This window comes from Clostridium sp. AF22-10 (assembly GCF_003478725.1).
GTDB classification, from domain to species: domain Bacteria; phylum Bacillota; class Clostridia; order Lachnospirales; family Lachnospiraceae; genus Otoolea; species Otoolea fessa.
The window spans coordinates 25,518-38,472 of sequence record NZ_QUFZ01000024.1; the positions used below are offsets into that span (position 1 = coordinate 25,518).

Genomic DNA, 12,955 nt, shown 5'->3' on the forward strand with positions numbered 1-12,955 from the left:
ATTTTTAAAACGAAATGACGGCTGCTGTTATGATTTACGTTTTTCACAAGCTATGATAAAATGAAAAGGTGCTTTCAGATTGGAGGAAATATAAAAATATGAGTGATAACCAGAATATAGATACGACAACCAATATAAACGAAACAGATACAAATAAAACCAGTACAGATCATTCGGATGATTACGAGAAAATCTGCTACGTCTGCCGCCGCCCGGAGAGCAAGGCGGGAGAGATGATCACGATGCCGGGCGGGATGAATTTCTGCCATGAGTGTATGCAGAAAGCATTTGACTCGATTTCCAAGTCGGGCATGGACTTTTCCAAGCTTCAAAATATGCCGTTTATGAACATGAATCTCAATGATTTTGCGGGCATGCAGATGCCGAATACAGAGATTCCAGAGAAAAATAAGATCAAGAAAAAGAGCAAGGCAAAAGACGCGGAGAAATTTCTGACGATGAAGGATGTTCCGGCACCGCACCAGATCAAGGCGCAGCTGGATGCGTATGTGATTGGGCAGGAGCGGGCGAAAAGGGCAGTTTCAGTGGCAGTCTACAACCATTATAAGCGCGTGATTCTCCGGCAGCAGGACGAGCTTCGGGCAAATGAAAATACGGAAGAAAAGGCGGAAAACGCGGCGGCACAGGGAATGCAGATGCAGGGCGGCGAGCCGGAGATTGAGAAATCCAACATCCTGATGCTGGGACCGACCGGAAGCGGAAAAACGTACCTGGTCAAGACGCTGGCGAAGCTTTTGGATGTGCCGCTGGCGATCGCGGATGCGACGTCGCTCACGGAAGCTGGATATATCGGAGATGATATAGAAAGCGTAGTCTCCAAGCTTCTGGCAGCGGCTGGAAATGATGTGGAGAAAGCTGAGCAAGGCATCATTTTCATCGATGAGATCGATAAAATTGCGAAAAAGAAAAATACGATGAGCCGCGATGTCAGCGGTGAGTCGGTACAGCAGGAACTTTTAAAACTTCTGGAAGGCAGCCAGGTAGAGGTGCCGGTCGGCTCAAACCAGAAGAATGCACTCACGCCGATGGCGACTGTGGATACGAACAACATCCTGTTTATCTGTGGCGGCGCGTTTCCGGGATTGGATGATATCATCAAGGAGCGCCTGAAAAAGCGTTCCACGATGGGCTTCAACTCCCATTTGAAGGATGAATTTGACAATGATCCGGATATTTTGAGCCAGGTGACAACGGAAGATCTGCGGAATTTTGGCATGATTCCAGAGTTCCTCGGACGTCTGCCGGTGCTTGTGAGCCTGCAGGGGCTGACAAAGGAATTGCTGATGCGGATTCTGAAAGAACCGAAAAATGCGATCCTCAAGCAGTATGAGCGCCTGCTGGCGCTGGATGAGGTCAAACTGGTGTTTGAGGACGATGCACTGGAGTGGATCGCCGAGCGGGCGCTGGAAAAAGATACGGGTGCTCGTGCGCTGCGTGCAATTTTAGAGGATTTTATGATGGATATCATGTATGAGATCCCGAAAGATCCGAATATCGGATCCGTCGTGATCACGCGCCCGTATCTGGAGAAGAAGGGCGGTCCGCGGATAGAGATGCGGGGATAATAACTTTTCAGGAACATGATCGGTGAACGGTGTCATGGATGTGGTGAAAGTTAGCGATGTAAGGATCCGGAAAAGTAATTTGTGTGTGAAGAGAAAACAGCAGAAGTTAATTAACTTCTCATGGATAAAAAAGAGTTATATAGGTTTAACGTCCCATACCCCCACTCCCGGCTGGGATATTCGATGGAATTTCGGCGGTCAGCCCCGCGGATCAGAAACGCTTGGCAATCGAGGTATTGATCCGCGGGGCTGATGGCGTATAGGCAGACCAGGAGAGCAGGATCGCGGCGGCTCCGGCGGTCATGGCGGCGGCAAATGAGGTTCCGGTTACCTCCTGATAATCGGGAAGCAGGAGCCGGACGCCGGGGGCGGCAAGGTCGGGCTTGATAGTTCTGGTGCGGGTAAAACCGCGGCTGGAATGCAGATAGATCCCGCCCGTCTGGTGGCTGTAGGCGGCGGTGGTGATGATGGCTGCTGTATTGCCCGGATCGGTGATGGTTGTGTCCGGATCCGGGCGCAGAAAGAAGGTTTCATCCGAGATAAAGCCGTGCACCGGCAGCCACATATGGTATTCACCCTGAATCGAGAGCGTGTGGTAGACGCGGATTTTCCAGATTCCGGCGGCGGGGGCATCAAAGCGCATCAGGATCAGTTCGCTTCCGGTCGCCAGCTCGGAGCTGGTATAGTTGAGGTGAATGGTCGTTCCTTCCAGAAGAAAGGGAATCCGGCGTTCTTCGTCGCCGGAGAGCCGGATGCGTCCCGTTTCGTCGCCGGAGGGGGATAAAAATCCGACACTGTAAAGCTCCGATTCACGCGCCCACAGTTCCAGCGTAAATCCCCGTTCGCCGGGACCGACCCGCAGTTCCACATCCTCATAGGAGGTGGAAGCAGGAAATACACTGCGAAAATGGTGCCCGCGCCCGGTTTCATTGCCTCCGGCGGCGACCAGAATCTGCCCGCTGGCGCGCGACAGGCTGTTCAGATATAGACCAAGCGGCGAAGTGCCGCTGTGGCTTCCGGTATTGGTGCCAAGACCCAGCAGGATCACAAGGGGCTTTTTCTCCTGCCTGGCAATATAAAGAAGAAACTTGATTCCGAGCATGATGTCGTCCTCCTGAAAGGCGATGGCATCCTCGCGGATCAGAAAAAAATCGCGAAGATAGGTTCTGGCTGGTTTCAAGCGGACAACGACCAGTTCCGATTCCGGCGCCGCCCCGGAGAAAAAAGCATCGGCATCTTCGGAACCGGCGGCGACCAGCGCCATCTGCGTGCCGTGGCGGAGAGGATCCGAGGTGGGGACGATGGAATGCGGATCTTCCGAGCGCAGCGCCTCGTTGATGTGGGAACGCTGGTAGACACTTCCGTAGTGCAGCGCATCGATCGGATCTGGCGTGCTAAGCCCCGCGCCCGGAACCGTCTGATCCCAGATGGCGGCGATGCGCGTGCTTCCATTCGGATCGCGTAACAAGGGATTTGTATAATCGATCCCCGTATCCACAATCCCAATCAGCGTCCCGCGCCCCTTGTTTCCCAGGAATGGCTGTTCTGCGGTCCGGGAAATTCCTGCGCTGTCCAGGCTGGATGTATCTAATATGGTATAAAGATTCGGGATCGAGTCATAGCCATACTGCTGGACTGAGAGCGGCAGCGCCTCCGCCAGAGACCGGTGCCAGATCACATACTCATGATTGACAAAATCATAGCAGCCGGAATCATTTTCCAAAATCTGGTTATAGGTAAAAGGAAAAAAACGTTCGATAAAATCGGCGGTTTGGTTGTCTGGAAGAGAAGAGCAATTCATAGCGTTTTCCATAGAGATTTTTTAGAATTTAAGATAAGATATGCGGTAAAATACGAAAGCTTCCCTATACTCTGTCGGAAAAACTTGTTATAATAAATATAAGTTAGATAATGACATTTATATGAGGAGGTGCCCTTATGAAAAAATACCTGTATATGATAGCTGCCCTGTTCGGCATCGATTATTTCTGCAAGGAAAACATAGAAGCCCAGAAACCGGAAGATTTTCCGCGCGACATGGAAAAAAGCCATGGAAAGATCCGCCTGTACCGCAATCACAACGACGGTTTCTGTTTTGGGGTAAAAAAAGAAAAGAAAGAACTGGTCCGCATGGTGCCGGTTGTCTTTACCTCGGCGGCAGCGGGCATTCTGACATGGTTACTGTGCCGGGACGAAGGCAGAAAAGCCGATCGGATCGGTTTTGCCCTCATCACGGCGGGTGGTTTAAGCAACCTATATGACCGCCTCAAACGCGGTTATGTGGTAGATTATTTCAGCATCCGGTGTAAATACCTGGAAAAGGTCGTCTTTAATCTGGGAGACTTTTTTATCTTCGCAGGAAGCGCCCTGATCGCAGCCTTTGATCTGCTGGGAGCCGTCCGTGATCTTAGTTCTCCGGCAGAGGATCACATAAAAGCGCTCCGACTGCCGTGGCAAAAGACGGATGAGGCGGAATGATATAGTCGATTCCAAAGACATCGTGCATCTGATTGAAAATGTCAAAGGTCTTTGCAGCAGGTGCAAGGCTGGCGAGAGAACCAGTCAGGACGACATTCCGGGTGGTGTCCTGGCTGAGCGCCAGGGACGCCATCACACCCACATTTTCATAAATCATATTGAAAAGAGCGGCAGCCAGGTCAGCATCCGAGGCGCCGCTTTTGATTCGCCCAAAATTGGCAGCGGTTAAGTCGGCGGCAAGTCCCGGGACATCTTCCTCCTGCACGTCGGCGATGCGGAGATCTGCCATGGCCTTATTGCCGCGCAGCGCCATCTCTGAGAGGGCAAAAATGTCGGTGACGCCGAGAAAGCGCTCCGCCATGCCGGCAAGTGTCCCACCGCCGACACCGCTTCCGCCCAGATGACAGAAGCCGTTTGTCTTGGAAGCGCGGATAAAGGCAGAGCCGGTTCCAAGGCTGACCACCAGCGCTTCGTCAAGCCCGGACAGGTATAAGCCGCCGCGCCCGATGGCATCCAGCTCCAGGGCATGGATGGTCGGGATACCGAAGATATTTTCATGGAAATACGTCGAACCGAGCCCGGTCAGGACGATTTTTTCAACATCGTCAAACGAAGCGCTCTGCTGATCCAGGAAACGCCCGAGAACACCGTAAGCCGAGGTGCGCGGGTCATCCGCGTGAACCTGAAGCGTACCAAGCAGAGCGCCATGCTCATCCAGTGCCGCCGCCTTGGTGCTGGAACTGCCGATGTCGATTCCGAGGGATAAATTCATTTGCTTATCTCCTTTATGATATAAAAATAGGATATGGCTGCCAGGGCAGTCGTTCCGTATCTTTTATGACTGTAAGAATTGGATTGTTTTTATAAACATTATAGGGTAAAGTAAAATAAAGTGCAATGGAAGAATGTGGTCCGAATGTTCTTAAAATGATATTTCAAATGGATAACATAAAGATTTATATGTCACGCCCAAGCTTTGTTGAGATTCTGGCTGAGACTGAAATATGCTTTAATGATAAGGAAATAGTGACCGGAAATACGGGATATCAGGCATGGTGGAGCAGAGAGTATGAGGTCCATGTTTAATAAGGAGTTCTTTAAGTGTTCCCAGTTTATGCACATTAACAGATGTACTTTTTCCCTCGTTATTAATATAGCTTTTTGCAATATAAAAAGACTCCGAATTTTTTTGACACAAAAAAAGCAGGTTCTATGCGGCCTGCAAGGTATTTTTCTATTATTCAACTGTCAAACTCCCGGAGATGGCAGAAGTATGGAAATGCAGGTCTGTCTTTATTGACAGAACCTATGAAATACGGTAGAATCAACCTTAAAAAAGAGTAATCCCCTACATGGGGAGATAGGAGTTGAGTTTTTTGAGTTCTGGTGATGGGATACAGCTATTGATTTTGGTACTGCTGCTTTTGATGTCGGCTTTCTTTTCTTCTACGGAGACGGCGCTGACGACGGTCAACAAGATCCGGGTGCGGACGCTGGCGGAGAATGGCGATAAGCAGGCAGAGTATGTATTAAAGATCATAGAGGATCCGAGCAAAATGCTGAGTGCGATTCTGATCGGCAACAATGTGGTAAACCTGTATGCGTCTTCTCTTGCGACGGTTCTTGCCACCCACATCTGGGGCAACAAGATCGTAGGGATTGCGACGGGCATTCTGACGCTTTTGATCCTGATTTTCGGCGAGATCACGCCGAAGACGGTTGCAACGATACAGGCTGAGCGGATTGCATTTCGGTTCGCCAAAATCATTTATTATATCATGACGGTGCTGACACCGGTCATTTTTGTGGTCAACCAGCTCTCGTTTTTAGTGTTGAAGCTGCTTCGCGTGGATGTGAAGGCAAAGGGCGAGTCCATCACGGAGGATGAGCTGCGGACGATCGTGGAGGTCAGCCACGAAGAGGGCGTCATCGAGTCCGAAGAGAAGAAGATGATCAACAATGTGTTTGATTTCGGGGACGCCGTGGCGCGCGATGTCATGCTTCCTAAGGTCAACATGACGTTTGTGGACGTGGATGCGACGTATGACGAGCTGATGGAGGTATTCCGCAGTGAGAAATACACGCGTTACCCGGTCTATGAGGAGACGACGGACAATGTCATCGGTGTTCTGAACATCAAGGATATTTTCTTAAAAGGCGGGGAAGAGGGCTTTTCTGTCCGGAAATATCTGCGGAAACCTCTCTATACATATGAGTTTAAGAAGGTTGCTGAGCTGATGCGCGAGATGCGGAAAGCAGCGATCAGCATCGTGATCGTGCTCGACGAGTACGGTTCGACGGTCGGTCTTATCACGCTGGAAGATATGCTGGAGGAGATTGTCGGAGATATCCGGGACGAGTACGATGGAGACGAGGAAAAATCCATTCAGCGCATCGCCCCGCGGGAATACATGGTAGATGGTTCGGTCAAACTCGACGATCTGGATGAACGCCTGAATTTGGAGCTCCAGTCAGACGAATATGATTCCATCGGCGGACTGGTGATCGGACTTTTGAACCATCTTCCACAGGAAAAAGAAGAGGTTGTAGTGGAAAACGTCCGCCTCGTCGTTGAATGTGTGGATAAGAACCGGATCGATAAGATTCATCTGTACCTGTTAAGCCCGTCGGAGGCGGCGTTAGCTAAACATACCGCCGATGGTGCCGCTTCCGGCGCAGAGGGCGAAGGAAAGCAGCAGGGATGAGGCAGTCCCCTTGAGGGACTGTCGGATCGCAAAAGACAGGGCTAGAAAAATAAGAAAATAAAGGGCGCCGGCGCAGAATCCCCAGAGGAACCGGCGCCTTTTTGCTTTTTTCCCGGCGCTAAGCCCCGCCAGGAAGCAGGCGAGAATGTAGATGCCGCGCACTCCTAGCGTGATTTCCTTTTCACCCCACTGAAAACGGTACATCCCAAACGCGAGCAGAAGCAGAAAGACAGCAGTTGCCGCGTAGGAGAAGAGAGAAGAACGGAGCAGAATCTGGATAGCTGATTTTTCCATGATAAAATACCTGTGTGCATTCTTTTTCTATTCATATGAACAAAGAAGGACAAATATGCCTGCAGAATGAAACACTGTTACAAACAAGCGTTACTGTTCACGCATACGTGCCCAGTAACGGAATTTGCCGTGGCTTCGCATCTCAATACGGCAAATTCCTGCTGCCACCACGTTTTCTACGGCACTTTCGGTTCCAAAAGTGCCTACTCGTGAACAGTTCCAAAAAAGCCGGAATCTGTGAGAAACACGGTAAATTGAAATGCTTGCACAAGCGGGCAACATATGATATAATCTGTAGGACTTTATATACTAAAAAAATGAAGGAGGACATAGAGATGAAACACGTAAAGACACTGAGCGCAAGCACACTGAAGAACAGCATGAAGAAAGGCGGCTGCGGCGAGTGCCAGACATCCTGCCAGTCTGCATGTAAGACATCCTGTACTGTAGGTAACCAGAGCTGCGAGAACCAGAACCGCTAATTGGCAGTACAAAACAAATGAGGCGTTTTCTGATAAATCAGAGCTTTTCATGAGTGGGAGAGCTGGAGTCTGAGAAAACGCAGAGTTGACACAGGGAGGCAGACAAGACGGAGCGCGGTCCGAGGAGAGGACTGCATATGTTCCGGGTTGTCTGCCTGCCTATGTCTTATAGAAGGAGAAAGACAGTGATTCATCAGTATATAAATAATGGATATTATATCGTACTGGATGTCAACAGTGGCTCCGTCCATTCGGTCGATCCGCTTCTGTACGATGTGATTTCCTTTTTATCGGAGCGGATTCCGGACAGCGAGAAGCCGTTTCAGATTGCCCAGTCCCTGAAAGACGAGACGGCGGCAGCATTAAAAGAGAAATACAGCCAGGAAGAGATCAGAGAGGCGTTTGAGGACATTCAGGAGCTCATCGATCAGGAAGAACTCTTTACTGCTGACATTTACAAAAACTTCGTTATGGATTTCAAGAAGCGCCAGACGGTTGTCAAGGCACTCTGCCTGCATATCGCGCATGACTGCAACCTTGCCTGTCAGTACTGCTTTGCAGAAGAGGGCGAGTATCATGGACGCAGAGCGCTGATGACCTTTGAGGTCGGCAAGAAAGCGCTGGATTTCCTGATTGCCAATTCTGGAAAACGCCGGAACCTGGAAGTCGATTTCTTCGGCGGCGAGCCGCTGATGAACTGGCAGGTGGTTAAACAGTTAGTCGAGTACGGACGTTCCCAGGAAGAGGCGCACAACAAGAAATTCCGTTTCACACTGACCACCAACGGTGTTCTGTTAAATGATGAAATTATGGAATTCTGCAACCGCGAGATGGCGAATGTCGTGCTCAGTCTGGATGGACGAAAAGAGGTCAACGACAAGATGCGCCCATTCCGCAACGGGACCGGAAGCTACGACCTGATCGTGCCGAAGTTCCAGAAATTTGCAGAGAAGCGCGGAGACCGCGATTATTTCGTGCGTGGTACCTTCACACACAACAACCTGGATTTTGGCAAAGATGTTCTGCATTTTGCCGATCTTGGATTCAAGAAAATGTCGGTTGAGCCGGTCGTAGCACCGGATGAAGAGCCCTACGCGATCAAAGAGGCGGATCTTCCGCAGATTCTCGAGGAATATGACCGTCTGGCAGCAGAGTATGTCAAGAGACACAAAGAGGGACGCGGCTTCACGTTCTTCCACTTTATGCTTGATCTGACACAGGGACCGTGCGTGGCAAAACGTCTGTCCGGATGCGGTTCAGGAACTGAGTATCTGGCAGTTACCCCGTGGGGCGACCTCTATCCGTGCCATCAGTTTGTAGGAAACGAAGATTTCCTGCTCGGCAACGTGGATACGGGCGTGACCAACACGGCAGTCCGCGACGAGTTCAAGCTCTGCAATGTCTATGCGAAAGACAAATGTCGGGATTGTTTTGCCAGATTTTACTGCAGCGGCGGCTGTGCGGCCAATTCCTACAATTTCCACGGTTCCATCACGGATGCGTATGATATCGGGTGTGAGATGCAGAAAAAACGTATCGAGTGCGCGATCATGATAAAAGCTGCTCTTGCAGACGGCTCTGACGAGTAGAGAACAAGGAGAGAGAGGAATGAAGAACAAAAAAGGAAAAAGCTTCCTGGGGATGCTGCTCCTTCTGATTGCCATCGGCGTATTCGGCTATTTCGGCTATTCGACGATGAATCAGATCAAGCTGGGTCTTGACCTGGCTGGCGGTGTCAGCATTACCTATCAGGCGAAAGAAGAAAATCCGTCTTCCGAGGATATGGCGGATACGATTTACAAGCTCCAGCAACGTGTACAGAATTACAGTACCGAGGCGGAGGTTTACCAGGAGGGTAATAACCGTATCAACGTAGATATTCCGGGTGTATCGGATGCCAACTCGATTCTGGAAGAGTTAGGAAAACCGGGTTCCCTGATTTTCATGGACTCTGAAGGAAATCAGATCCTCGATGGTAAACAGGTTGCCAGCGCGAAAGCCGGCATGACCGAGGATAAGGCGACCGGTTCCAAGGCGTATATCGTTTCCCTGACCTTTACCGAGGAAGGTAAACAGGCATTTGCTGAGGCGACCACGAATGGCGTCGGAAAACCAATTTATATCATTTATGATAACCAGATTATTTCTGCTCCGACCGTCCGTGAGGCGATCACAGGTGGACAGTGCCAGATCGACGGCATGGCGGATTATGAAGAGGCAAATAATCTTGCGTCCACGATCCGTATCGGTTCCCTGTCCCTGGAGCTGGAAGAGCTGCGTTCCAACGTAGTTGGCGCGAAGCTGGGCCAGGAGGCGATCTCCACCAGCTTAAAGGCAGGTCTGATCGGATTTGCCATTGTCATTGTATTTATGATTGCCGTATATCTGCTTCCGGGTCTGGCTGCATCTCTGGCTCTGTGCCTGTATGTCGGTCTGATCCTGATCCTGTTAGTTGCATTTGAGGTGACTCTGACGCTTCCGGGCGTGGCTGGTATCATCCTGTCGATTGGTATGGCGGTGGATGCGAACGTTATCATTTTCACCCGTATCAAAGAGGAGATCGGTCTGGGAACATCCGTCAAGAATGCGATCAAGGCAGGTTTCGCCAAGGCACTTTCCGCGATCATCGACGGAAACGTAACCACCCTGATTGCGGCAGCGGTTCTGTTCTGGAGAGGTTCCGGTACCGTCAAGGGCTTTGCGGCGACGCTGGCAATCGGTATCGTGCTTTCTATGTTCACGGCGCTGTTTGTAACCAAATTTGCCTGAACTGCTTCTATGAGATGGGCTTTGAGGATGCGAAATTCTACGGATGCCGCAAGGATATGAAGACGCGTCCGTTCCTGAAATTCCGCAAGCTTTACTTTGCTCTGTCGCTCGTGATCATTCTGGCAGGCGTCGGTAGCATGGTTCACAATCAGTCTTCGATGGGTGTGCCGCTCAACTACAGCATGGAGTTCAGAGGCGGTACTTCTACAAACGTTACCTTTAACGAGGATATGTCTCTGGAAGATATTTCCTCCCAGGTGGTTCCGGTGGTAGAAAAGATTACCGGCGAAGCTGGCACACAGACCCAGAAGGTAGCCGGAAGCAACGAGGTTATCATCAAGACACGTACCCTGAACATGGACGAGCGCGAAGAGTTAAACCAGGCGCTGGCGGATCAGTTTGGTGTGGATAAAGAGAAGATCACAGCCGATAGTATCTCCGGTGCAGTCAGCCAGGAGATGAAGCGCGATGCGATTGTGGCGGTTACGATTGCGACGATCTGCATGTTGATCTACATCTGGTTCCGTTTCAGCAACATCACGTTCGCGGCAGGCGCGGTTCTTGCCCTGATGCACGATGTACTGGTTGTCTTGACCTGCTATGCGATGCTGCGCTGGTCGGTTGGTTCGACGTTCATCGCCTGCATGCTGACGATTGTCGGTTACTCAATCAACGCGACGATCGTTATCTTCGACCGTATCCGTGAGAATATGAAGCTTCTGGGCAATAAAGAGTCCGCTGAGACGATCGTCAACACCAGTATCAGCCAGACCCTGACGCGAAGCATCAACACGACGCTGACGACCTTCGTCATGGTCCTGATTCTTTACATCCTGGGTGTATCTTCCATCCGTGAGTTTGCTCTTCCGCTGATGGTAGGTCTGATCTGCGGTACGTATTCGTCCGTATGCCTGTCCGGCTCTGTCTGGTATGTGCTGAATAAAAAGCGCATGGAGAAGAATGCCAAACCGGCTGGCAAGAAGGCAAAGGCAGAGAAGTAAAAAGTATAGGAAAAAAGATGGAATACAAGATTTTATACAAAGATGGCCGCGCAAAACGCGCGGAAATGAAAACGGTCCACGGAACCATCCAGACGCCTGTTTTCATGAATGTCGGCACGGTGGCGGCGATCAAGGGCGCGGTTTCGACCGATGATCTCCGCACGATCGGCACGCAGGTGGAACTTTCCAATACCTACCACCTCCATGTCCGTACCGGCGACAAGCTGATCCGACAGTTTGGCGGTCTGCACAAATTTATGAACTGGGATCGCCCGATCCTCACGGATTCCGGCGGATTTCAGGTGTTTTCCCTGGCGGGACTGCGGAAGATTAAAGAAGAGGGCGTTTATTTTAACTCCCACATCGATGGTCACAAGATTTTCATGGGACCGGAGGAAAGTATGCAGATTCAGTCCAACTTAGGTTCGACGATCGCGATGGCATTTGATGAGTGCCCGCCGAGTCTTGCCGATCGGGACTATGTACAGAAATCAGTGGAGCGCACGACGCGCTGGCTGGCGCGCTGCAAGGATGAGATGGCACGCCTCAATGCACTGCCGGATACGGTCAACCGGGAACAGCTCCTGTTTGGTATCAATCAGGGTGCGATTTACGAGGATATCCGTATCGAACACGCGAAGGAAATCAGCAAAATGAACCTCGATGGCTATGCGGTCGGAGGTCTGGCAGTTGGCGAGAGCATGAGGAAATGTATCGGATTCTGGATGCAGTCGTTCCGCACCTGCCGGAGGACAAGCCGACTTATCTTATGGGCGTCGGCACACCGGCAAACATCCTGGAAGCGGTAGACCGGGGCGTCGATTTCTTTGACTGTGTGTACCCGTCCCGGAATGGACGCCACAGCCATGTATACACGAACCATGGCAAATTAAATCTCCTGAACAGCAAATATGAGCTGGATCCGCGCCCAATCGAGGAAGGCTGCGGCTGCCCGGCATGCCGTTCTTACTCCCGCGCATATATCCGCCACCTGTTTAAGGCGAAGGAAATGCTGGGGATGAGATTATGCGTCTTGCATAATTTGTATTTTTATAATAAAATGATGGAAGAGATTCGCGACGCGATCGAACATCACTGTTATGCTGAGTATAAAGCAAAGAAACTTGCAGGCATGATGGGTGAATCGAACTAAAGGAGGAAATATACCACATGAGCAGCACAAGCGGAATGATCGTTTACCTTGTATTTATTATTGCCATCTTCTATTTTATGGCAATCCGTCCACAGTCCAAGGAAAAGAAAAAACAGGCAGAACTGATGGCAACCGTAGCAGTAGGCGACAGCGTTCTGACATCCAGCGGCTTCTACGGCGTGATTATCGATATGACCGATGATACTGTAATCGTAGAGTTTGGAAGCAACAAGAACTGCCGCATCCCGATGCGTAAGGATGCAATCGTTCAGGTTGAGAAACCGGAAGTCTAAGAAGAACGGTAAGAAAGTGAGAGGATCGCAGCTCCCGATGGGGGCGGCGGTCCTTTTTTGTGTAACAGGAAATTCCTTGGAATTCCCTATTACACAAAAAGGCACTAACGTGCCAATGATGCGCACTCGCGCGAAGCAGAAACATGTCGCAAGCGACCGCGCTCGGCGCGAGAATGTGCCAAGGCACATTCTTT

At 50.6% G+C, this 12,955-nt stretch carries 9 protein-coding genes and 2 pseudogenes; 8 read left to right on the forward strand and 3 right to left on the reverse strand.

Annotation, left to right across the window (positions count from 1 at the left end):
* Positions 1–98: 98 nt before the first annotated feature.
* Complete coding sequence (gene clpX, locus DWX91_RS13775) at positions 99–1,586, forward strand: ATP-dependent Clp protease ATP-binding subunit ClpX (RefSeq protein ID WP_118472947.1); 1,488 nt, start codon at positions 99–101, stop codon at positions 1,584–1,586.
* A gap of 211 nt (positions 1,587–1,797) precedes the next feature.
* Here the strand turns inward: clpX and DWX91_RS13780 are convergent, their stop codons facing one another.
* Positions 1,798–3,387: a S8 family peptidase gene (locus tag DWX91_RS13780; RefSeq protein ID WP_243099066.1), complete on the reverse strand. Its 1,590-nt coding sequence runs from the start codon at positions 3,385–3,387 to the stop codon at positions 1,798–1,800.
* Between the two features lie 137 nt (positions 3,388–3,524).
* Here DWX91_RS13780 and DWX91_RS13785 point away from each other — a divergent pair, with 137 nt between their 5' ends.
* A complete protein-coding gene (locus DWX91_RS13785) occupies positions 3,525–4,064 on the forward strand; it encodes a signal peptidase II (RefSeq protein ID WP_118472945.1) in 540 nt (179 codons plus the stop codon).
* Here the strand turns inward: DWX91_RS13785 and DWX91_RS13790 are convergent.
* Entirely contained in the window at positions 3,994–4,836 is an 843-nt protein-coding gene (locus DWX91_RS13790) for a BadF/BadG/BcrA/BcrD ATPase family protein (protein WP_118539243.1), read from the reverse strand. The two genes, DWX91_RS13785 and DWX91_RS13790, sit on opposite strands and share 71 nt — an antisense overlap.
* 604 nt (positions 4,837–5,440) lie before the next feature.
* On the opposite strand from DWX91_RS13790, the gene DWX91_RS13800 reads away from it, so the two are divergent.
* Entirely contained in the window at positions 5,441–6,769 is a 1,329-nt protein-coding gene (locus tag DWX91_RS13800; RefSeq protein ID WP_118472942.1) for an HlyC/CorC family transporter, read from the forward strand.
* Here DWX91_RS13800 and DWX91_RS13805 read toward each other — a convergent pair.
* Positions 6,704–7,063 (reverse strand): TIGR04086 family membrane protein, encoded by a 360-nt coding sequence (locus DWX91_RS13805; protein ID WP_118472941.1) that lies wholly within the window; start codon positions 7,061–7,063, stop codon positions 6,704–6,706. The two genes, DWX91_RS13800 and DWX91_RS13805, sit on opposite strands and share 66 nt — an antisense overlap.
* A gap of 335 nt (positions 7,064–7,398) precedes the next feature.
* Between DWX91_RS13805 and scfA the strand changes: the two genes are divergently transcribed.
* The 5 genes and pseudogenes from scfA (at position 7,399) to yajC (ending at position 12,761) form a co-directional block, all read left to right on the forward strand.
* The gene (gene scfA / locus DWX91_RS13810) at positions 7,399–7,545 is read left to right on the forward strand and encodes a six-cysteine ranthipeptide SCIFF (protein ID WP_022359867.1); all 147 of its coding nucleotides are present in this window, start codon (positions 7,399–7,401) and stop codon (positions 7,543–7,545) included.
* Positions 7,546–7,730: 185 nt separating this feature from the next.
* Entirely contained in the window at positions 7,731–9,134 is a 1,404-nt protein-coding gene (gene scfB, locus DWX91_RS13815) for a thioether cross-link-forming SCIFF peptide maturase (protein ID WP_118472961.1), read from the forward strand.
* Between the two features lie 19 nt (positions 9,135–9,153).
* A pseudogene (secD, locus tag DWX91_RS13820) lies at positions 9,154–11,315 on the forward strand (protein translocase subunit SecD).
* Positions 11,316–11,332: 17 nt separating this feature from the next.
* Positions 11,333–12,468, forward strand: a pseudogene (gene tgt, locus DWX91_RS13825) (tRNA guanosine(34) transglycosylase Tgt).
* Positions 12,469–12,485: 17 nt separating this feature from the next.
* On the forward strand, positions 12,486–12,761 hold the full coding sequence (gene yajC, locus DWX91_RS13830; protein ID WP_022359870.1) for a preprotein translocase subunit YajC: 276 nt from the start codon (positions 12,486–12,488) through the stop codon (positions 12,759–12,761).
* Positions 12,762–12,955 lie beyond the last annotated feature (194 nt).